The 19,236-nt window shown below is 33.0% G+C and carries 22 protein-coding genes and 1 tRNA gene; 21 read left to right on the top strand and 2 right to left on the bottom strand.

Annotation, left to right across the window (positions count from 1 at the left end; genetic code table 11):
- The 9 genes from EQ029_RS08240 (at position 1) to EQ029_RS08200 (ending at position 8,584) form a co-directional block, all read left to right on the top strand.
- Positions 1–837 carry a phage tail domain-containing protein gene (locus EQ029_RS08240; protein ID WP_057504737.1) on the top strand — a complete coding sequence of 279 codons (837 nt, stop codon included), beginning with the start codon at positions 1–3 and terminating at the stop codon, positions 835–837.
- Between the two features lie 11 nt (positions 838–848).
- Positions 849–2,636, top strand: coding sequence for a hypothetical protein (locus tag EQ029_RS08235; RefSeq protein ID WP_057504738.1), 1,788 nt, complete (start codon positions 849–851; stop codon positions 2,634–2,636).
- Positions 2,637–2,683: 47 nt separating this feature from the next.
- Positions 2,684–4,666 carry a phage tail protein gene (locus EQ029_RS08230; RefSeq protein ID WP_057504739.1) on the top strand — a complete coding sequence of 661 codons (1,983 nt, stop codon included), beginning with the start codon at positions 2,684–2,686 and terminating at the stop codon, positions 4,664–4,666.
- Positions 4,667–4,670: 4 nt separating this feature from the next.
- Complete coding sequence (locus tag EQ029_RS08225; RefSeq protein ID WP_057504740.1) at positions 4,671–4,943, top strand: hypothetical protein; 273 nt, start codon at positions 4,671–4,673, stop codon at positions 4,941–4,943.
- 53 nt (positions 4,944–4,996) lie between these two features.
- Complete coding sequence (locus tag EQ029_RS08220) at positions 4,997–5,296, top strand: DUF2951 family protein (RefSeq protein ID WP_057504741.1); 300 nt, start codon at positions 4,997–4,999, stop codon at positions 5,294–5,296.
- Positions 5,297–5,432: 136 nt separating this feature from the next.
- Positions 5,433–5,732: a hypothetical protein gene (locus EQ029_RS08215; protein WP_057504742.1), complete on the top strand. Its 300-nt coding sequence runs from the start codon at positions 5,433–5,435 to the stop codon at positions 5,730–5,732.
- Entirely contained in the window at positions 5,732–7,441 is a 1,710-nt protein-coding gene (locus EQ029_RS08210) for an N-acetylmuramoyl-L-alanine amidase (protein WP_057504743.1), read from the top strand. The genes EQ029_RS08215 and EQ029_RS08210 overlap by 1 nt, the downstream gene beginning before the upstream one ends.
- Positions 7,442–7,662: 221 nt before the next feature.
- A complete protein-coding gene (locus EQ029_RS08205; RefSeq protein ID WP_057504744.1) occupies positions 7,663–8,196 on the top strand; it encodes a Panacea domain-containing protein in 534 nt (177 codons plus the stop codon).
- On the top strand, positions 8,186–8,584 hold the full coding sequence (locus EQ029_RS08200) for a hypothetical protein (protein ID WP_080388597.1): 399 nt from the start codon (positions 8,186–8,188) through the stop codon (positions 8,582–8,584). Before EQ029_RS08205 ends, EQ029_RS08200 begins: the two co-directional genes overlap by 11 nt.
- Positions 8,585–8,799: 215 nt before the next feature.
- On the opposite strand, the gene EQ029_RS08195 is transcribed toward EQ029_RS08200, so the two are convergent.
- A tRNA-Arg gene (locus tag EQ029_RS08195) sits at positions 8,800–8,873 on the bottom strand.
- A gap of 828 nt (positions 8,874–9,701) precedes the next feature.
- Between EQ029_RS08195 and EQ029_RS08190 the strand changes: the two genes are divergently transcribed.
- The 6 genes from EQ029_RS08190 to EQ029_RS08165 all read left to right on the top strand — a co-directional run bounded on the left by EQ029_RS08190 (position 9,702) and on the right by EQ029_RS08165 (position 11,411).
- Complete coding sequence (locus EQ029_RS08190; RefSeq protein WP_011276028.1) at positions 9,702–9,836, top strand: phenol-soluble modulin PSM-beta-3; 135 nt, start codon at positions 9,702–9,704, stop codon at positions 9,834–9,836.
- Positions 9,837–9,895: 59 nt separating this feature from the next.
- A complete protein-coding gene (locus EQ029_RS08185; protein ID WP_011276027.1) occupies positions 9,896–10,030 on the top strand; it encodes a phenol-soluble modulin PSM-beta-2 in 135 nt (44 codons plus the stop codon).
- Positions 10,031–10,084: 54 nt separating this feature from the next.
- Positions 10,085–10,219 (top strand): phenol-soluble modulin PSM-beta-3, encoded by a 135-nt coding sequence (locus EQ029_RS08180; protein WP_011276028.1) that lies wholly within the window; start codon positions 10,085–10,087, stop codon positions 10,217–10,219.
- A gap of 56 nt (positions 10,220–10,275) precedes the next feature.
- On the top strand, positions 10,276–10,410 hold the full coding sequence (locus EQ029_RS08175) for a phenol-soluble modulin PSM-beta-2 (protein WP_011276027.1): 135 nt from the start codon (positions 10,276–10,278) through the stop codon (positions 10,408–10,410).
- A gap of 63 nt (positions 10,411–10,473) precedes the next feature.
- Positions 10,474–10,608: a phenol-soluble modulin PSM-beta-1 gene (locus tag EQ029_RS08170; RefSeq protein ID WP_011276026.1), complete on the top strand. Its 135-nt coding sequence runs from the start codon at positions 10,474–10,476 to the stop codon at positions 10,606–10,608.
- A 110-nt stretch (positions 10,609–10,718) separates the two neighbouring features.
- The gene (locus EQ029_RS08165) at positions 10,719–11,411 is read left to right on the top strand and encodes a YjjG family noncanonical pyrimidine nucleotidase (RefSeq protein WP_011276025.1); all 693 of its coding nucleotides are present in this window, start codon (positions 10,719–10,721) and stop codon (positions 11,409–11,411) included.
- An 82-nt stretch (positions 11,412–11,493) separates the two neighbouring features.
- Here EQ029_RS08165 and EQ029_RS08160 read toward each other — a convergent pair whose 3' ends face one another.
- A complete protein-coding gene (locus EQ029_RS08160; RefSeq protein WP_011276024.1) occupies positions 11,494–11,937 on the bottom strand; it encodes an N-acetyltransferase in 444 nt (147 codons plus the stop codon).
- A gap of 190 nt (positions 11,938–12,127) precedes the next feature.
- Here EQ029_RS08160 and bshC point away from each other — a divergent pair, with 190 nt between their 5' ends.
- The 6 genes from bshC (at position 12,128) to mraY (ending at position 19,236) form a co-directional block, all read left to right on the top strand.
- Positions 12,128–13,741 carry a bacillithiol biosynthesis cysteine-adding enzyme BshC gene (gene bshC, locus EQ029_RS08155; protein ID WP_057504811.1) on the top strand — a complete coding sequence of 538 codons (1,614 nt, stop codon included), beginning with the start codon at positions 12,128–12,130 and terminating at the stop codon, positions 13,739–13,741.
- Between the two features lie 141 nt (positions 13,742–13,882).
- A complete protein-coding gene (gene mraZ / locus EQ029_RS08150) occupies positions 13,883–14,314 on the top strand; it encodes a division/cell wall cluster transcriptional repressor MraZ (protein ID WP_011276022.1) in 432 nt (143 codons plus the stop codon).
- 14 nt (positions 14,315–14,328) lie between these two features.
- Positions 14,329–15,264: a 16S rRNA (cytosine(1402)-N(4))-methyltransferase RsmH gene (gene rsmH / locus EQ029_RS08145; RefSeq protein ID WP_033080059.1), complete on the top strand. Its 936-nt coding sequence runs from the start codon at positions 14,329–14,331 to the stop codon at positions 15,262–15,264.
- A gap of 13 nt (positions 15,265–15,277) precedes the next feature.
- Positions 15,278–15,679, top strand: a complete 402-nt coding sequence (ftsL, locus tag EQ029_RS08140; protein ID WP_016930703.1) for a cell division protein FtsL — start codon at positions 15,278–15,280, stop codon at positions 15,677–15,679.
- A complete protein-coding gene (locus EQ029_RS08135) occupies positions 15,660–17,978 on the top strand; it encodes a penicillin-binding protein (RefSeq protein WP_037557958.1) in 2,319 nt (772 codons plus the stop codon). The genes ftsL and EQ029_RS08135 overlap by 20 nt, the downstream gene beginning before the upstream one ends.
- A gap of 292 nt (positions 17,979–18,270) precedes the next feature.
- Positions 18,271–19,236 carry a phospho-N-acetylmuramoyl-pentapeptide-transferase gene (gene mraY, locus EQ029_RS08130; RefSeq protein WP_011276018.1) on the top strand — a complete coding sequence of 322 codons (966 nt, stop codon included), beginning with the start codon at positions 18,271–18,273 and terminating at the stop codon, positions 19,234–19,236.

The following is a 19,236-nucleotide window of genomic DNA, read 5'->3' as shown; positions in this document are numbered from 1 at the left end:
TTGCCATTTACCATACATGATCCAGACATGAATAAGATTGATTATCCAGTTGGCGTTTTGCCACTGGATTTTTTAGTGTCTGCGATAGAAAAAGAAAGATATGTTGAAAACATTAAAGGTATTCCTGGAGCTGTGAATTACGGATTTGATTATAAAGAAAGAGAAGTCACTTTAAACTTTTGGTTACGGCATTATCATGGAGAGCACGACCAAAAGCTTTTAAAAAGTGAATTATATGCTATGTTGGATAGCCAACCGTATTTTTATATTAGTGATGACCGTCTTCCTACAAGAGTACTTAAAGTAGCAATAGATGAACCTTATATGCCAGATAGGATAAATGGTATAAACATTCACACTTTAGAATTTAAAGCTCAGGTGATTGGTCTACCATTTTGGAGAACGAAATATACAACTCAAGATATAGAAACAAAAGGGTTTGAAGCAATCGCTGAACAGTTTGGCTTAGCTGATGGATTAAATATTGATTATCCAAAATACACATTCACAGAGAACAAATTTACCGTGTGGAATGGTGGAAACGTCACATTAGATCCTCGTAATATGCCTTTAAAGATAAAGTTAAAACATTTGTTAACAGATGGTAATTTCAAACTTACTAATAAAACAACAGGAGAAACGTTTGAATACTACACACCTAGAACCGGTAATACTGTTGACTTAGACGGTGTACAAGCATTTGTCGGTTATCAAGCAAACCGATTAAGACAAACAAACAGAAAATATATAAGTCTTGTTCCTGGTATTAACGAAATTGAATATAGTGGTGGAACAATGGATGATATTCAGTTTGACTTCCCATTTTATTTTAAATAAGGAGTGATAATATGGCTGGGAGACACGTACTTGACAGCATTTGGGATAGAAGCAATTTAACAGGTGCGAATAACAATTTTAAATATTTATTTGATGGTGTGGAAACAGCTCAAAGTGATGTAAAAGACTTAGTTAATGATTACAATAATTCAAAAGTTGATACTGACAATAAAATGGGTTATCTATTTGAGAATATTGGAGAAGTTAAAGGGTTATCAAAAAAAGCAAATGACGCTTTAAATGAGGCTCAAGAATTGAAAGAACAAAGTGATAGAACAAATGAAAGACTAGATAATATTATCGCATCAAGTGGTACTTCTAGCACAGAAATAGTAGACGCTCGTGGATCATATAAAGTATTGAGCGAACGCTTATCAGATTATGATAAGAAAAGAAACTTTGCACTAAAAAAAGATAGTGAACGTAACTTTTTAGATTTTCATCAAGAAAATAGCGCTCAATTGTCAGATAATACAATCAAAGTCAATAAAGATAGAGATTTAACTCTATCTATCGCTTTAAGCACGAAAGATAAGTTCATTTTAAACTTTGGGAAAAATTTAAACGACGATTTTATTAAGTTTAAAAATATGGACTATGTGGGTCAAGTGACATCATCATCTGCACAATCAGTAACAGATAACTTTGCTCAATCAATGGTTAGCGACGGTACTGTAACAGGTTCAGGAGATAACTGGTATGCATCAACAATCGGTACAAAAGTAAATTATACGTTTACAGGCTCATCAATCACATTGCGTATTTATGCAGACGCTCGCGGAGGTATTTGGAAAGCATCAATTGACGGTACATTTGTTAAAAATATATCTACCAATTTAGGTGCGCATGATACAAGTAGTAGTTTAGGTGCTGGTGTGTACGAAGTGAACATTGCTAATGGAATGGATAACAAGCAACACACTTTAACACTTGAATTTTTAGGACAAGATGATAAATATCCAACATCATCACCTCGTGGTTGGTTGCGTATGAAATCCGCAACATCAAAACCGGGATATGATTTTGATACTTTTGTTTATGTTGTTAAAGGAGCAACAGTGACTAAAACACAAAACGCTTTATATGATAGTAACAAAGAATTTGCTTTTTCTGTGGACTTTGGCGACCGTACGGAATGGATGCCAGAACACAATAGCACAGGTACTTTAAAACTAAGTGATAAAGGCAAACAAACACTACTTATTGACAACAAAGAAGTGAGTATGGCTCAAAGTTTATCTGAAACATCATTTACAGAAGTTAAAATACTTCAAAATTTATTTGGTGTACATCCTACAACAGATGAAAAGTATTGTGAGTTTATCATTGTAACTACAATCACATCTCGTGGAGTTAAATTTAATACTAAAGTAAAGTGGCTAAAAGAAACAACGGTAAAAAGTGGGTATGTGAATATGTTTACAGTAAACCCTAATTTCGCAACAGACATTGTTACATCCTACGGCACTAAGTACACAACGCAAATATTTGATAATAATTATGAATATTTGCAAGATGAGGCGCCGTATTCATTTGCGGCAGTATCATCATTCTTTAATGATTTATATTTAATTTGTCATAACAATAACGCTTATGACACGTTGCGTATGGGATATACAGACCGTGACGGTGATTTATACGGTAAAGGTTTGTTTGCATTACAACACCGTAACAACGATTTACAAAAGCTATATCCTAAAACATATACCAACCATAAGACACAAAAAAGCGAAGTGTATCAATTTGAAGGCTACTTCGGTTTTGGTAAGTTACCTATGGTCAATGCGTTATTAGGTTAATTCAAGTCGGCTATTATGCCGGCTTTTTATTTTGAGGTGGTGGAAAGTTGGAAAACCTATTTTTTATCAGAGATTTAGAAGGCGAAGAATATTATTTGCAGGGTACGATAAAGCATGAACAAGAATTAAACGGTGACGAACGTATCGACATGGATATACCTTACACAAAAATGAATAGTATCTTTTTAGATCAACAAGACGATTTAAAAATGTGGGTCATCCTTTTTGAAGGTAAAGAGTACAGAATTATCAACAGTAAATTGAGTGGTTATGGTGATAAATATAAAGTAAGCGTCACAGGTATTTTACACATGCTTGACTGGTTAAATACTCACAGAATATATGAGCGTATCGACGCTAGCCTAACAACCAAAGAAGCCTTTGACTTAGTATTTAATGACACGCCTTTTGATTATGTGACTGTAGATACAGCACCAAGTAATCAATTTGAGGGAATTGGCGAAGGTGAGACGAAATTAGAAGCGTTTAAAACATTTATTGAGCGTTTTGAATATGAAATGAAGTTAGTCGGTAATGTTTGTTATCTGTACAATCAAATTGGTAATGACGCAAACTTTGAGTATCGTCACAAAGTAAACACTCAAGATATTGAAAAAGAAGTCGACGCATCAGAAATGTGGACTTATATGCGTGGGTATGGTGATTATCGTGAAGAAGGTGGCGTTGATGATACCGAAGATAAAGCGACTTCAACATCAACGTCTACAACATCATCTGGCTACAAAAAGACAAGCGTAAAAGTTGTAGAAAGTAACGAAAGCGAAGAAGATGTAACTAAAAAAGCTAAACTCAAACGTGAATACACATCACCACTTGCAGAAATTATTGGTATACGTGAAGGCCCACCAATTATGAATGCAAATATTAAAAAGCAAGAAACTATGGATAAGCGATTAAAAGATGCAGTGGATAAAAGCGTTAATATCTCATTCACAGCTGATATTTATGACATGACTAAACACGGTTATAGGTTTCAACATGCAGAACTCGGCGACCGTGTATTTTTAGTTGATGAACGTATCGGATTAGATACAGAAATACGAGTGGTTAAAATAGATAGAGAAGTTAATAGTGAAGGTTATTTAACTAACATTGAGATTACTTTCGGTACACAAACGAGTGGTGAAACGTACAGTGGTAACATGAGTACAGCCGTTAAAGATATTCAAGATTTATTGGAAGGTCGTAAAAAGATTAAGTTTGATGTGCTAGATAAGCGTAGTCAATCAATGGTTAATAAACTAACAAACACATCAAGTGAATTAGCTTTTGATGTGAATGGTATTCATGCCGTAGATAAGAATAATCCTAACAACCAAATGACATTAAATAGTAGTGGCCTAATGCTTTCGACTGACGCAGGAAATACTGCAAGAACAGCGATTACTGCTGAAGGTATTGTAGCAGATGCAATCACGGCAGGTTCAATTTGGACTGAAAACGTGAACGTGATTGGACCGAAAGGTTACATGTCAATAATAGGCAATGAATTGATGTCAATTGATCCTAACAGTTTATCTCGAACTGTATTAAGTCCTACTGGATTAACGATCACACGTCCAGACGGCGCAGTCTACATGGTGAATGGTGTACCAAAAATGGACTTAGAAGTTCAAAAAAACTTATTTCATTATTCCGCAGTAGAGAACAACGGACGTTATAGTTTGACATCTGAAACTGAGCCACAGGTATTTGAATATTTCTATACGCAACATAAAGCACGTTATTTAAATGTATCTTATGCAATTGGTTGGGACTACAATAATGAAAGTGATGTTGGAGCCGTTGAAATTATTGTTGAAGAATTTGGTAATGGCGATAAAAATAGAACAGCTAGTTATAAAACGATTGCCAAGCGTACTGATGATGAAGTGTATGGTGTTATTCAAATTGATTTAGGTGTGCCAACGTATGAACCACTTAACTGTTATTTAAAAGTGAGACGTATTGGTGGCACTTCCAAAGATAAAGTTACTGCACGAAGCACTAGAGTGTGTATGAGAGGATGATTAAATGAACTGGTTATTATTTTTAAGATATATTGATGATAAATACCATATTGTTCAAGCAGGTTCAGATATTGTACCTACAGAAGATTTTGATAAAGTGCTACCCACAACCGAACGAATTGCTCGTCAATCGGACAAAGTCTACTTTGATGGTGAGAAATTAAAATTAAAAGACGGAGAAACATTATTATCTGTAGAAGAATTAAACGAATTAAAAGGAAGTCCGTTAGAAGAAATAGAAAGAAATACACAACCAGTTATATTTGATATTGAGTAAGCCATAGCCAGTGGAGGTTATGGCTTTTAATTTTACTTAAAGTAGGTGATGGTATGTCAGAAAATAACCAAAGAGGAGATTTAGAAAGAAGAGTTGATCGTCTTGAAAAAAATGACGAAAAAATATTTGCCTCTTTGGACGGTATTAAAGATGGACAACACAATCAAAATCTAGTCAATCAAAAAATGAATTTCACGCTAGATAGTATCAACAGAGAAAGAGAAAACGAAAAAAAGAGCAAACAAGAAAACCAAAAAAATATTAAAGACATCAAAATGTGGGTACTCGGTTTAGTCGGGACAATCATTGGTTCTTTGATCATCGCAGCGTTAAGAATGTTGTTCGGTATTTAAAGGAGGTGAAATACTATGTTTAACTTTATCTTTGGTGCAAGTTTTTGGACTTGTTATTGGTTTGGTAAATGTAAATAAGGATGAGTTAAGTCGGCGCTAGGCGTCGGCTTTTTATTTTGAATAAGGAGTGGAAGAAATGGAAAGTATTATTGCATTTGCAACAGTAATTTCAGTTATCACAATCGCATTAACGCAATTAGTTAAGCAAGCTGGTATACCTAAAAATATTGTACCTTTAATTGCTATTGGTATTGGTATTGTTTTAGGTGGTATTACAGCTTTTATTCCTGAAATTGTTACCGAATTATCAATTGGTGGTCGATTGCTTGCTGGTTTAATTAGTGGTCTAATGGCTACTGGTATTTGGGAAACAGTTCGACCACGTACAGGATCAACTAAAGACAAAAATAATAAAATTGGTGGAGGTCGTGCATAATGGCAGAAAAATGGAATGGTGTTCCAGTTAAATATGATTTTTTACCGATTGGAACACGTAGAAGTGGGCAACCTTTAACAAGTAAAAAACCTTTATTTGCAGTAGCACATGACACTGGAAACCCTCACACAACAGCACAAACGAACGTGAATTATTATAAAAATACTTATATGATTGATTGGTCAATTGTTGCGAGCGCTCACATATTCGTTGATGACAAAGAGTGCATTGTATGTATTCCAGTCACAGAAAAGGCATGGCATGTGTTATATAACACACCTACCGACAATCAATGGTACAATGCTGACGCTAACGACGTTGCGTTTGGTGTAGAAGGTAGTTACTTCCCAGGCAATATTGAACGTTCACGTAAGTCATTAGATAACATGGCACGAGTGCTTGCTTATTTATGTAATTATTGGAACATTGATTACAAAACAGAAGTGCCAGGCCACCAAGATATTCAAGCAGATAAAATTGATCCTGGTAACTTATTAGAAGCGTGTGGATATTCACGAAACGTTAAGTATTTAGATAAACAGATTGCTAAATACATTAATGGCGTTAAACCTGCACCAAGTAAGAAATTATCAACGAAAACAAGCAAAAAGCCGACACCTTCGCCACAAAGTGTGGTTAAGTATAAACAAGCAATCGAATACATGCACAGTTTAAAAGGACAATATATCGACTTTGATAAAGAGTTCGCTTTCCAATGTGCTGATGTCGTTGTAGACTTCATTTATCATGTAACAGGTGGCGTTCGTTTCTATGGTAACGCTAAACAATTACACACAGTAAATGCTATGCCTAAAGGATGGAAAGTTGTAGAAAACACTAGAGATTACGTGCCACCTATTTGTGCAATCGCTATTTACACAGAAGGTGTTTATAGTGGTTGGGGACATACTGGTTTAGTTTGGGATAATAGTGGCGGTACTAGAACATTCACAATATTAGAGCAAAACTTCGATAGTAAAGCAGATTCGCCAGCTAAATTACGTGAAGATGATTATACAGGTTTAACACACTTCATTGTGCCAGACTTTGCTGATGATAGCGTTGATTTAACGGATATTAAAGAAGTGAAAAAATCAGAACGTAAATCTAACAGTTCAATTTCAGTAAACAAAAAGCCACCTAAGAAATTGACTTGGAGTAACCAAGCATATTTCAAAGCAATTGCTGATAATGCAGGTGTCACTATTTGTAGACCTAACCACAATAATGTGATGGTTACAACAAACGAAGAATATAAACCAGGAGACGTATTCTATGTATATGAAATCCGTGATGGTTGGGCTAGAGTTTACAGTCCTAGCAATGACGGTTATGTATGGTATGAACGCTTAATCGTTAAAGATATTTATAAAACAGCAGGTGGTAAGAAGTTTGCTAAAAAAGATGATAAACAAGCAGTAGCACAACGTAATATCATTCAAGATACAACAGGTTTAAAAGTAAATAGTATTCCACCTTTAAATATGAAGAAATCATCTAAAGCTAAATTTAGAGCGCGTGTTGATTATTACGGTGCATCATTAGTTAAATTCAAAGGCAAAGAATGGTATGTGACAAACAATACTTATAGAGCAGGATATGATCAATTCTATATCTTTGAAATTAAAAATGGTTGGTGTCGTGTTTATTCTAGAAATAATAATGGTTGGATATGGCATGAACGTTTAAGAATTGTAGAAGTATATTAGTATGTTATAATAAAAAACCGATTTTCATTTTATTCATCGGGACAAGTTTAGTGCTTGTCCCTCTTTTTTTTATGTTATAATTAAATAGAAATAGCGGTACACATCTGCGGAGTGTACTTGAGGTTAACTGTTGCGACGGTTGGCCTATTTTTTATTTTGCCATAGTTTACTTTTAGCAAGAAAAAGGGTATATTATTTAAGAAATGAAGGGAGGTAATATTATGGAACTAAATTTACAACCTGATAAATCACATGTTATAGCGCAAAATTTAATATCAAAATACCAAGAAATTACCGGTAACAGTATAGTAGGTGATGAGATGAAGGTACAAAAATTAATGTACTATATTCAAAAAACCTCAATTGCGTTAACCGGAGATACTATAATCGATGAAGAATTTGAAGGTTGGGTACATGGTCCAGTTTTACCGTCCTTAAGAGGTTTGTTCGACTATTTTGTGGAAGATATTACCTCTAAAAATAAAATTGACGATACCGAAGAATTTATAATTGAAAATGCTATTTATCAATACGGTAAATATGCAACATGGGCCCTTAGAGAAAAATCTCATAATGAATTTTCGTGGCTTAATAGTCGTAAAGGTTTAAGTTCTAATGAACGAGGATATAATAAACTTTCAATTGAAGACATTAAAGAAGATGCGAAAAAGGTTAGGTTATACGACTTTAAATATGATATGTATCTAGATGAATTTGAAGATTTAGATGAGGAGGAATTTATTAGTGTTTACTAATTCTCCTCATGACTATATAGGTAAAATTGTTAAAATCAGATTACCTTATTATGATACAAAAAAATCAAAAATATCTTTTAAGGTTAGACCCGGTTTAATAATAGGTTGTGAGAAAAATCATTTTCCATGTGATTTTACTTATTTGCCGGTCTCGAAAATCGATGATCAAACTAAAAGACACTTTATGTACGATTTAGAAATAGGTAAAGAAAACTGTAACTTGTTAAGCCTGAATCATATTCCTTCATTTATTAGATGCCACAAAGTAGGTACTATATACTGTACTAATGTTCATAGAAATGAAATTAGTGATTTGAACGATTTAAACCCGCAACTTTTTAATGACATTAAATCTATTTTTAAAATGTTTACGAATGATTTATTTTAACCGTATCTTAATAGGTACGGTTATTTTTTTATGCGTAATTTTCAAAAAAACACAAACCACGTTCTTATGAGCGTGGTTTTTACGCGAGGGACTCGGGTCCCTAAAAAGTCCCTAAAAATTTGTATTATATGGTGTGTTATTAATAGGCAAAATAAAAAGAACCCCGTCGTTATGGGATTCTTAATTTCGAAAAGTGTTTAATTTTCGGTTAATAGCGTCCTGGGAGGGATTCGAACCCCCGACCGATGGCTTAGAAGGCCATTGCTCTATCCAGCTGAGCTACCAGGACATGAATTTTTAACACAAGAATTATTATAGCTAAAGAAACCTTATTTAGCAATAGCTTTAATATTAAAAAAGTTTATATTTTTCACTAATTATGTGTATTTGTAACTCATATCGACGATGTGCAAGTGCAATAACACATAAAGTCGAGCAATTGAATTAATATCTTCAAGCCATATGGACGCAGAAGTAATCAAATGTATAGAACCAATAGGATGCATTATAAGCAACTATGAACAAACTATAAACATTTATGAATAAAGTAATAAATAGATCACAAGTGTTGAAATTATTCTCATCTATTATTCATATACTCAATCCAATTACTAAATAAAAGTACCATGATAAATAGTGAAATACAGAAATTAATAAAGTTGCAATGACCAACATTACGATTAATTAAATAGTTGAAAAGGACTAGAGTATATTCACTTGTCTGTTTAAATAAATGGTTGTATTGAGAATCCTAGACTTGCAATGGTCTCTTAGTAGGTTAAAGCGTTTATAAAACAAGGTGAATTTTAAAGAAATATAAAGCTAATGTAAAGGTATTGTAAACGTTTGCAGAATTGTCAGATTTTGCACAACATATTTGAATGCCTAAGTGTGTTTTATATAATCAAAGGTCTACAGTTTTGATGTCTAATTTATAAGTTAAGAAAGATAGAACGCAAATAGCATAAATCACTATATAGTATAAGTAACAAAACGATAGGTAAACAAAAACTTACCAATTAATCGTTTTTGGTTTTAAGAAATAGCTTAATGTATCTATTGAATTTCATACATTAAGATTTAAATACTTTAAATAAAAAGAAATGGAGCGATTTAAATGTCAAAATTAGTACAAGCAATTTCAGATGCAGTTCAAGCAGGCCAAAACCAAGATTGGGCTAAATTAGGTACAAGCATTGTAGGTATCGTAGAAAACGGTGTTGGCATTTTAGGTAAATTATTCGGATTCTAAGTTTCCACATATAACATTTATTGAAAATATAAATAAACATTATAAAGGAGATAGTAATCATGGAAAAAATCGCAAACGCAGTAAAAAGTGCAATTGAAGCAGGTCAAAACCAAGACTGGACTAAATTAGGTACAAGTATCTTAGATATCGTTTCAAACGGTGTTACAGAATTAAGTAAAATCTTTGGTTTCTAAATTTAAAAATCAAACAATTTAAATATATAAAATTAAAAGAATGGAGCGATTTAAATGTCAAAATTAGTACAAGCAATTTCAGATGCAGTTCAAGCAGGCCAAAACCAAGATTGGGCTAAATTAGGTACAAGCATTGTAGGTATCGTAGAAAACGGTGTTGGCATTCTAGGTAAATTATTCGGATTCTAAGTTCGACTAACAACATTTTATTAATATAAATAAACAATACAAAGGAGATAAATATCATGGAAAAAATCGCAAACGCAGTTAAAAGTGCAATTGAAGCAGGTCAAAACCAAGACTGGACTAAATTAGGTACAAGTATCTTAGATATCGTTTCAAACGGTGTAACTGAATTAAGTAAAATCTTTGGTTTCTAATTTAACGTTTATTTTAAAACTTAGTTTAAATCATAAAAATTATAGAGAAATGGAGAGATAAATATGCAAAAATTAGCAGAAGCAATTGCAGCAGCAGTACAAGCAGGACAAGATAAAGACTGGGGTAAAATGGGTACAAGCATCGTAGGTATCGTAGAAAACGGAATCAGTGTTTTAGGTAAAATTTTCGGCTTCTAATTTGAAATTCTAATTATCATGGACCAGGGCAAGCGCTCTGGTCTTTTTTTAATTTATAAATATATTTCTGTTAAAATAGATTTTAGAAAATAAACGTTAAGGATGAAAATATGAAATATAATACAATATTATTAGACTTCGATGATACATTAGTTGATTTTTATGATGCCGAAGATAAAGCTTTTCACAATATGGCCAAACATTATCATCATTACCCAACAGCAGAAGACTTTCAATTTTTTAAACAAATTAATCAGGCACATTGGGAGGCTTTTCAAAAGAATAAACTAACTAAAGATGAAGTTCTTTCACACAGATTCATTGAATATTTTAATCATTATGGTATTGAAGTGGATGGTAAACAAGCAGATGTTACTTTTAGGGATGAATTAGCTAAAGCACCCATTAAGCATTTTGATTCCACTCTAGAAACGATAGATCGATTAGCTCAAAACAATAAACTTTATATTGTTACTAATGGTGTTACAGATACTCAAAAAAGACGTATCGCTCAATTACAATTTAAAGACATATTTGATGGTGTATTTATATCAGAGGAAACCGGTTATCAAAAGCCAATGATTGAGTTTTTTGATTATGTTTTTGAAAAAATTGGTAAGGACAAACGAAAATCTACCATTATTGTTGGTGATTCATTAACTTCAGATGTATTAGGCGGAAAAAATGCGGGAATAGCTACATGCTGGTTTAATGTAAGAAATAAAAAGAATAATTCTGGTATAAATCCAGATTACGAAATTAAATCATTGCGTGAATTAGTTGATTTAATTGAAAATGAGTAAAAACATTTTATGCAAAAAGTTGGAGTGGTAAAGATTCTGATAGAACTTTTATCACTCCATAGCTTTTCCATATTCTATTTAATTATTTAGGAGCCCATACGAGTACATCATGACCTTCAGGATTTTTAGCGTGTACATCCTCAAAATCTTGATTCATTAAAAATTCTTTAGAATTTTGACGTGCAATGGCTTTGATAGGCATATTATAAGATTTTGCATAATCAATAAGTGACTGACCGTACCCTTTATTTTTATAGTTATCTAAAACTTCTAGTTTCCAAAGTAGTAAATAATCATCGAATTCTGGGAAGTAAATTTCTTCAACGTCACCCTTTTTTAGTAAAGCCATTCGGGCAACAAGGTTTTCACCGTGAAAGATGCCATAGAATGGTGATTCAGAACTGGCATCGATCATTTGGCCTTGTAGTTCTTCAACCATGTATAAATCTTTGTTACCGAATTCTCTAAAAGCTTCAAACAATTCGTCTGTTTTATAATTAATTTCAAGATGTTTTACTTCACTCATTTGCGTTATCCCCCTTATTTCTTTTGTTATATTATAACTTAAATAATATGTAAAATTCATTCAATTGTATTTTCAGGACGAAAGGGTAAATTTCACTTCAAAAATTACAAATTTTTAAGCCGTTAAATTGTCATACAATGCTATAATCTTTATACTATATGAGTAATAGCTATGTTGAAGGAGTATAGATATGGACTGTCGAGTAACTCATTTTAAAGAAAAAGATTCATTTATTTCAAAATTAAAAGAAAGTGATAAAAGTTTATTAGAATTTTATCAATATAACCCAGTTGAGACAGCTAGTTTCACGACTAAGATGAAACGTCCTAATAATGGTAGAGAAAAACAATTAGCACAAATCATTAAAGACTATATGGCCGATTTGAAATTAACTACTTCTCAGCTAGAGCATATTGAGGCGCTTGAACAAGGAGCTAAAGTAGTTATTGGAGGTCAACAAGCAGGATTGTTTGGGGGACCTTTATACACTTTCCATAAAATTCTTTCGATAGTAACGTTAAGTAGTCAACTAACTAAAGAATACGGTGAAACGGTTGTTCCTGTGTTTTGGATTGCTGGAGAGGATCATGATTTTGATGAAGTGAATCATACGTATGTTTATAATGCAAAAGAGGCGCAATTAAAGAAAGTGAAGTACCATACAATGACACCTCCAGAAACAAATGTTTCAAGATATACTCCTGATAAGGAAGCTATGCTTAATGCATTAAATCTTTTCTTCGAAGAATTAAAAGAAACTAATCATTCTAAACCTTTATATAAATTATGCGTGGATATAATTAATGAGTTTGATACTTGGACTGATATATTTAAGGCTTTATTGCATGCGGTCTTTAAAGAACACGGTGTGCTACTCATCGATGCACAGAACGATAAGCTTAGACAACTTGAAAAGCCATTACTCAAACAAATAGTAACTAATCATTCTAAAATTAATCAAGTATTCAGACAAACACAAGAGCAAACCATTGCATCGGGATTAACACAAATGATACAGACAGATACTAATGTACATTTGTTCCTTCATGAGGATGGTATGCGTCAATTAATATCAAAAGAAGATAATCTTTTTAAATTAAGTAAATCTGATATTACTTACTCTGAAGAGGAATTAATTGAATTAATAGAGACAGAACCGGAGCGTTTCTCAAACAACGTCGTTACGAGACCAGTCATGGAAGAATGGTTATTTAATACAGTAGCATTCATAGGTGGTTCAAGTGAAATTAAATATTGGGCAGAACTAAATAATGTATTCAAATTACTTAATGTAGAAATGCCGATCGTTCTTCCACGTATGAAGATGACATATATGATGGAAAGAACACAAAAACTACTTAAACAATACAGCCTAAATGTTGAAAAAGTTATTCAAAATGGTATCGATGATGACAAAAATGAATTTGTACGTGAAAAAGCTTCCGATACGTTTATACAACAAGTAGAAGAATTGAAAGCAAAACATGAAAATGTGTATCAACAATTATTAAATGAAGTTAAGGAAAATCAAGATAATTTCAATTTAGTAACTAAAAATGAAGAAATTCATAATAAACAATTTGATTATTTACTGAAACGCTATTTGTTAAATATTGAACGTGAGAATGATATTAGTATGAGACAATTTAGAGAATTGGATTTAGTATTACATCCTCACCACGGATTACAAGAAAGAATCTGGAATCCATTACAAATTATGAATGATTTTGGGATTGATGTGTTTAGTCCCTCCACTTTCCCACCACTTGAATATACATTTGATCAAATCATTATTAAACCTTAATAAATCAAGCTTTAGACCTATTTTATCGAAATGATAAAATAGGTTTTTTTGTATAAAAAAAAGAATTTTAAGATATTTTACAGAATTAGTGGAGGATAGTGGGGATATGTGGTAAATTATAAATAAGGTGAGGTGATAATAATGTTCATGGGAGAATACGAACATCAACTTGATGCTAAAGGACGTATGATAATTCCATCTAAGTTTAGATATGACTTAAACGAACGTTTTATTATCACGCGAGGCCTTGATAAATGTTTATTCGGTTACACACTTGAAGAGTGGCAACAAATAGAAGAAAAAATGAAAACCTTACCTATGACAAAGAAAGACGCACGTAAGTTTATGCGTATGTTCTTCTCAGGTGCCATCGAAGTGGAATTGGATAAGCAAGGGCGTATTAACATTCCTCAAAATTTGAGGAAGTACGCTAGTTTAACTAAAGAATGTACAGTAATAGGTGTTTCAAATCGAATTGAAATTTGGGATAGAGAAACTTGGAATGATTTTTATGATGAATCTGAAGAGAGTTTCGAAGATATTGCTGAAGATTTAATAGATTTTGATTTTTAATGGAGGAATAAGTCGTGTTTCATCATATTAGCGTCATGCTTAACGAAACAATTGATTATTTAGACATCAAAGAAGATGGTATTTACGTAGACTGTACGCTTGGTGGCGCGGGTCATGCACTCTATTTATTAAATCAATTAAACGATGACGGTAGATTAATTGCGATTGATCAAGACACTACAGCATTAGATAATGCTAAAGAGGTATTGAAAGATCATCTACATAAAGTCACGTTCGTGCATAGTAATTTTAGAGAATTAACTGACATTTTAAAAAACTTAAACATTGAAAAGGTAGACGGGATTTATTATGACTTAGGCGTTTCTAGTCCACAATTGGATGTTCCAGAGCGAGGATTTAGTTATCATCATGATGCTAAACTTGATATGAGAATGGATCAAACGCAGCAACTTAGCGCATACGAAGTAGTCAATCAATGGCCATATGAAGCACTTGTTAAGATTTTTTATCGCTATGGTGAAGAGAAATTTTCTAAACAAATAGCGAGACGAATCGAAGCACATCGTGAACATCAGCCTATCGAAACTACATTAGAGCTAGTTGACATCATTAAAGAGGGCATTCCTGCTAAAGCTCGAAGAAAAGGTGGTCATCCTGCAAAACGTGTATTTCAAGCTATACGTATTGCTGTTAATGACGAATTATCTGCATTCGAAGATTCAATTGAGCAGGCAATCGAGCTTGTAAAAGTTGGAGGCAGAATTTCAGTAATCACTTTCCACTCTTTAGAAGACAGATTATGCAAACAAATGTTTCAAGAGTATGAAAAGGGTCCTGATGTGCCTAGAGGGTTACCAATTATTCCTGAAGCTTACACACCTAAACTCAAAAGAGTAAATCGTAAACCAATTACGGCAACGGATACAGATTTGGATGAAAATAACAGAGCGCGCAGTGCAAAATTACGTGTTGCAGAAATTTTAAAATAAGGAGTAATTGACGATGGCTGTAGAAGAAATATATGAACCATATGAAGACGTCCAGCACAATAGTATACCGAAACAACAACCTCAATCGGAACCACAAACAAGAACAGTTACTAAGAAGGTTGTAGTTCAACTCACAAGATTTGAGAAATACTTATACATAACACTTGTTACTGCAATTGCAGTTATTGCTATTTATATGCTATCTTTAAAAATGGATGCGTATGATACGAATGGAAAGATTGCAGATTTAGACTCCAAAATTGAACAACAATCAAGTGAAAATAGCGCAATTCAATCTGAAATTAAGAAAAGTTCTTCTTACCAACGCATTTACGACAAGGCTAAAGCACAAGGTATGAGCCTAAATAACGACAATGTAAAGGTAGTGCGTACAAATGGCGAAGCGAAAAATTAAAATTAGAAAAAATAAATTAGGAGCAGTCCTCCTTGTTGGTATATTCGGACTGCTCTTTTTTATATTGGTTTTAAGATATTCATATATTATGATCACAGGGCATTCTGATGGACAAGATTTAGTAATGCGAGCGAATGAAAAATATTTAGTTCAAAACAATGAACAAGCTGAACGAGGCAAGATTTATGATAGAAACGGTAAAATTCTTGCCGAAGATGTCGAAAGATATAAAGTTGTAGCGGTAGTCGATAAAAGCGCAGGTAAAAGTGGAGACAAACCTCGCTATGTAGAGGATAAAAAGAAGACAGCTAAAGAACTTTCTAAAATTATAGACATGAAACCGGAAGAAATTGAAAAACAACTTAATCAGAAAAAAGCTTTCCAAGTGGAATTTGGTCAAAAAGGAACTAATTTAACTTATCAAGATAAACAAAAACTGGAAAAAATGGACTTACCAGGTATTACATTATATCCAGAAACTGAACGCTTTTATCCAAATGGTAATTTTGCGTCTCACTTAATAGGAATGGCACAAAAAAATCCAGATACAGGCGAATTAAAAGGTGCACTTGGTGTTGAAAAAATCTTTGATAGTTATTTAAGTGGAACTAAAGGTGCATTATCTTATATACAAGATATTTGGGGATATATTGCTCCAAATACTAAAAATGAAAAATCACCTAAACGTGGTGATGATGTTCATTTAACAATTGATTCAAATATTCAAGTATTCGTTGAGGAAGCATTGGATGATATGGTTAAGAGGTATCAACCAAAAGATTTATTTGCTGTTGTCATGGATGCTAAAACAGGTGAAATCTTAGCATTCAGTCAACGTCCTACGTTTAATCCTGAGACAGGTGAAGATTTCGGGAAAAAATGGGCGAATGATTTATATCAAAATACGTATGAACCAGGTTCTACTTTTAAATCATTTGGTTTAGCGGCAGCTATACAGGAAGGTAAGTTTAATCCTAAGAAAAAATATGAGTCTGGACATCGTGATATCATGGGTTCTAGAATTTCCGACTGGAATAAAACTGGTTGGGGCGAAATTCCAATGTCATTAGGCTTTACTTATTCTTCAAATACACTGATGATGCACTTACAAGACTTAGTAGGTGCTGACAAAATGAAATCATGGTACGAAAGATTTGGCTTTAGTAAACCAACTGGTGGTCTATTTGATGGCGAAGCAGAAGGTAATATCGCTTGGTCGAATGAATTGCAACAAAAAACGTCAGCATTCGGGCAATCTACAACTGTTACGCCGGTACAAATGATTCAGGCACAATCTGCCTTTTTTAATAAAGGGAATATGCTTAAACCGTGGTTTGTGGATAGTATTAAAAATCCAATTTCCAAAAAGACGTTCTATCAAGGCGAAAAAGAAATTGCTGGCAAACCAATTACTGCTTCTACCGCAAGTAAAGTGGAAACAGAATTAGATAAAGTAGTTAATAGTAAGAAGAGTCATGCGATGAATTATAGAGTAGATGGTTATGATATTGAAGGTAAGACAGGTACTGCCCAAGTGGCGGATGAAAAGAGCGGCGGATATGTTAAGGGTGAAAATCCATACTTTGTAAGTTTCATTGGTGATGCGCCTAAGAAAAATCCCAAAGTTATTGTTTATGCCGGTATGAGCTTAGCTCAAAAGAATGATCAAGAAGCTTATGAAATGGGTGTAAGTAAGGCTTTTAAACCAATTATGGAAAATACACTTAAATATTTAAATGTAGGTTCTAAAAAAGATGAAACAAAATCTGCACAATATTCAAAAGTACCAAATGTAACTGGACAATCTACTGATAAAGCAAAGGAAAGTTTGAAATCTGAAGATTTACAAGCAACAGTTATTGGTAATGGAGATAACGTCAAATCTCAATCCATTAAAGCAAATAAAAAATTATTGCCTAATAGTAAGGTGCTCTTATTAACTGATGGTGATATTACAATGCCAAATATGAAAGGTTGGACAAAAGATGATGTACTTGCCTTCCAAGAATTAACTGGCATTAACGTTACAACTAAAGGTAGTGGCTATGTAACAAAACAATCGGTTAACAATGGAACCACATTAAAAGACAATAGTAAGGTTGAAATTGAATTATCTCCAGAAGATCCTGACGATACATCGACGAATACGAATGACAATGAGACAGCATCAAATGACTCTTCTAATAAAGATAAAGCTAGTTCTTCTTCAGACGATAAGGAAAAAGACAATAAGAATGATACTTCTAGCTCTTCTGAACAAGAACAACAGACAAACAATAGTCAAGATTCTAACGAGTAATTATGATTTGACTTAAAAAAGTAGATGATAAGTTATGAGAATTGAATGAACGTCTAAAAGTTGTGACAAGCACAGTGAGCATAGGTTACAAAATAGAACTTTAGTAGCAAATAGAAGTGAGTGGGTAGTTATATCATTCTCTTTTTAGCTCGTGTTACTTCAAAAGGCGTCATTCGATCTCATACAAATTTTAAATGAATTTACTTTAAAATATTGATAAAATGAACGAGATATTATCAATTAATAAACTCAGAAGACAAAACTAAAAATTAAATATATAAAGGAGACAATTATGCTTTTTATACTTGCGGTTATCGCACTATTAATTACTTTTATCTTAGTACCTATTTTAATTCCAACGCTGAAGCGAATGAAATTTGGACAAAGCATTCGTGAAGAAGGTCCACAAAGCCATATGAAAAAAACAGGCACACCAACAATGGGTGGTTTGACTTTTCTAATTAGTATTATCATTACCTCAATTATTGCAATTTTCTTTGTAGATAATTCAAATCCAATCATTTTATTATTATTTGTAACAATTGGTTTTGGTTTAATAGGTTTTATTGATGATTACATCATCGTCGTTAAGAAAAATAACCAAGGTTTAACAAGTAAGCAGAAATTTCTAGCACAAATTGCAATTGCAGTTGTATTCTTTTTACTAAGTGATGTTTTCCATCTTGTAGAATTTTCAACTAATCTAAACATACCTTTTACAAATATTAGTATTCCATTATCTTTTGCATATGTGATTTTTATTGTTTTTTGGCAAGTTGGATTCTCAAATGCTGTGAATTTAACAGATGGTTTAGATGGCTTAGCAACAGGATTATCAATCATTGGTTTTACAATGTACGCCATTATGAGCTTTGTTTTAGATTCACCAGCAATTGGAGCATTTTGTATTATAATGATTTTTGCATTATTAGGATTTCTACCGTATAACCTTAATCCCGCAAAGGTATTTATGGGAGACACTGGTAGTTTAGCTTTAGGTGGAATTTTCGCAACAATTTCAATTATGCTAAATCAAGAATTATCATTGTTACTAATTGGGCTGGTATTTGTAATTGAAACAGCTTCAGTTATGTTGCAAGTTGCTTCATATAAACTTACAAAAAAACGTATCTTTAAGATGAGCCCGATTCATCATCACTTTGAATTAAGTGGTTGGGGAGAATGGAAAGTAGTGACAGTGTTCTGGACAGCAGGTTTAATTTCAGGATTAATCGGATTATGGATAGGAGTGCATTAG

The sequence above is a fragment of the Staphylococcus haemolyticus genome, assembly GCF_006094395.1.
Lineage (GTDB): Bacteria > Bacillota > Bacilli > Staphylococcales > Staphylococcaceae > Staphylococcus > Staphylococcus haemolyticus.
This window is presented reverse-complemented; position numbering and strand designations above follow the sequence as displayed.

Coding starts and splice junctions, on each gene's coding strand:
- EQ029_RS08235 (WP_057504738.1), top strand. CDS start 849: ATGGCTGGGAGACACGTACTTGACAGCATTTGGGATAGAAGCAATTTA.
- EQ029_RS08225 (WP_057504740.1), top strand. CDS start 4,671: ATGAACTGGTTATTATTTTTAAGATATATTGATGATAAATACCATATT.
- EQ029_RS08220 (WP_057504741.1), top strand. CDS start 4,997: ATGTCAGAAAATAACCAAAGAGGAGATTTAGAAAGAAGAGTTGATCGT.
- EQ029_RS08215 (WP_057504742.1), top strand. CDS start 5,433: ATGGAAAGTATTATTGCATTTGCAACAGTAATTTCAGTTATCACAATC.
- EQ029_RS08210 (WP_057504743.1), top strand. CDS start 5,732: ATGGCAGAAAAATGGAATGGTGTTCCAGTTAAATATGATTTTTTACCG.
- EQ029_RS08205 (WP_057504744.1), top strand. CDS start 7,663: ATGGAACTAAATTTACAACCTGATAAATCACATGTTATAGCGCAAAAT.
- EQ029_RS08190 (WP_011276028.1), top strand. CDS start 9,702: ATGTCAAAATTAGTACAAGCAATTTCAGATGCAGTTCAAGCAGGCCAA.
- EQ029_RS08185 (WP_011276027.1), top strand. CDS start 9,896: ATGGAAAAAATCGCAAACGCAGTAAAAAGTGCAATTGAAGCAGGTCAA.
- EQ029_RS08180 (WP_011276028.1), top strand. CDS start 10,085: ATGTCAAAATTAGTACAAGCAATTTCAGATGCAGTTCAAGCAGGCCAA.
- EQ029_RS08175 (WP_011276027.1), top strand. CDS start 10,276: ATGGAAAAAATCGCAAACGCAGTTAAAAGTGCAATTGAAGCAGGTCAA.
- EQ029_RS08170 (WP_011276026.1), top strand. CDS start 10,474: ATGCAAAAATTAGCAGAAGCAATTGCAGCAGCAGTACAAGCAGGACAA.
- EQ029_RS08165 (WP_011276025.1), top strand. CDS start 10,719: ATGAAATATAATACAATATTATTAGACTTCGATGATACATTAGTTGAT.
- EQ029_RS08160 (WP_011276024.1), bottom strand. CDS start 11,937: ATGAGTGAAGTAAAACATCTTGAAATTAATTATAAAACAGACGAATTG.
- bshC (WP_057504811.1), top strand. CDS start 12,128: ATGGACTGTCGAGTAACTCATTTTAAAGAAAAAGATTCATTTATTTCA.
- mraZ (WP_011276022.1), top strand. CDS start 13,883: ATGTTCATGGGAGAATACGAACATCAACTTGATGCTAAAGGACGTATG.
- ftsL (WP_016930703.1), top strand. CDS start 15,278: ATGGCTGTAGAAGAAATATATGAACCATATGAAGACGTCCAGCACAAT.
- EQ029_RS08135 (WP_037557958.1), top strand. CDS start 15,660: ATGGCGAAGCGAAAAATTAAAATTAGAAAAAATAAATTAGGAGCAGTC.
- mraY (WP_011276018.1), top strand. CDS start 18,271: ATGCTTTTTATACTTGCGGTTATCGCACTATTAATTACTTTTATCTTA.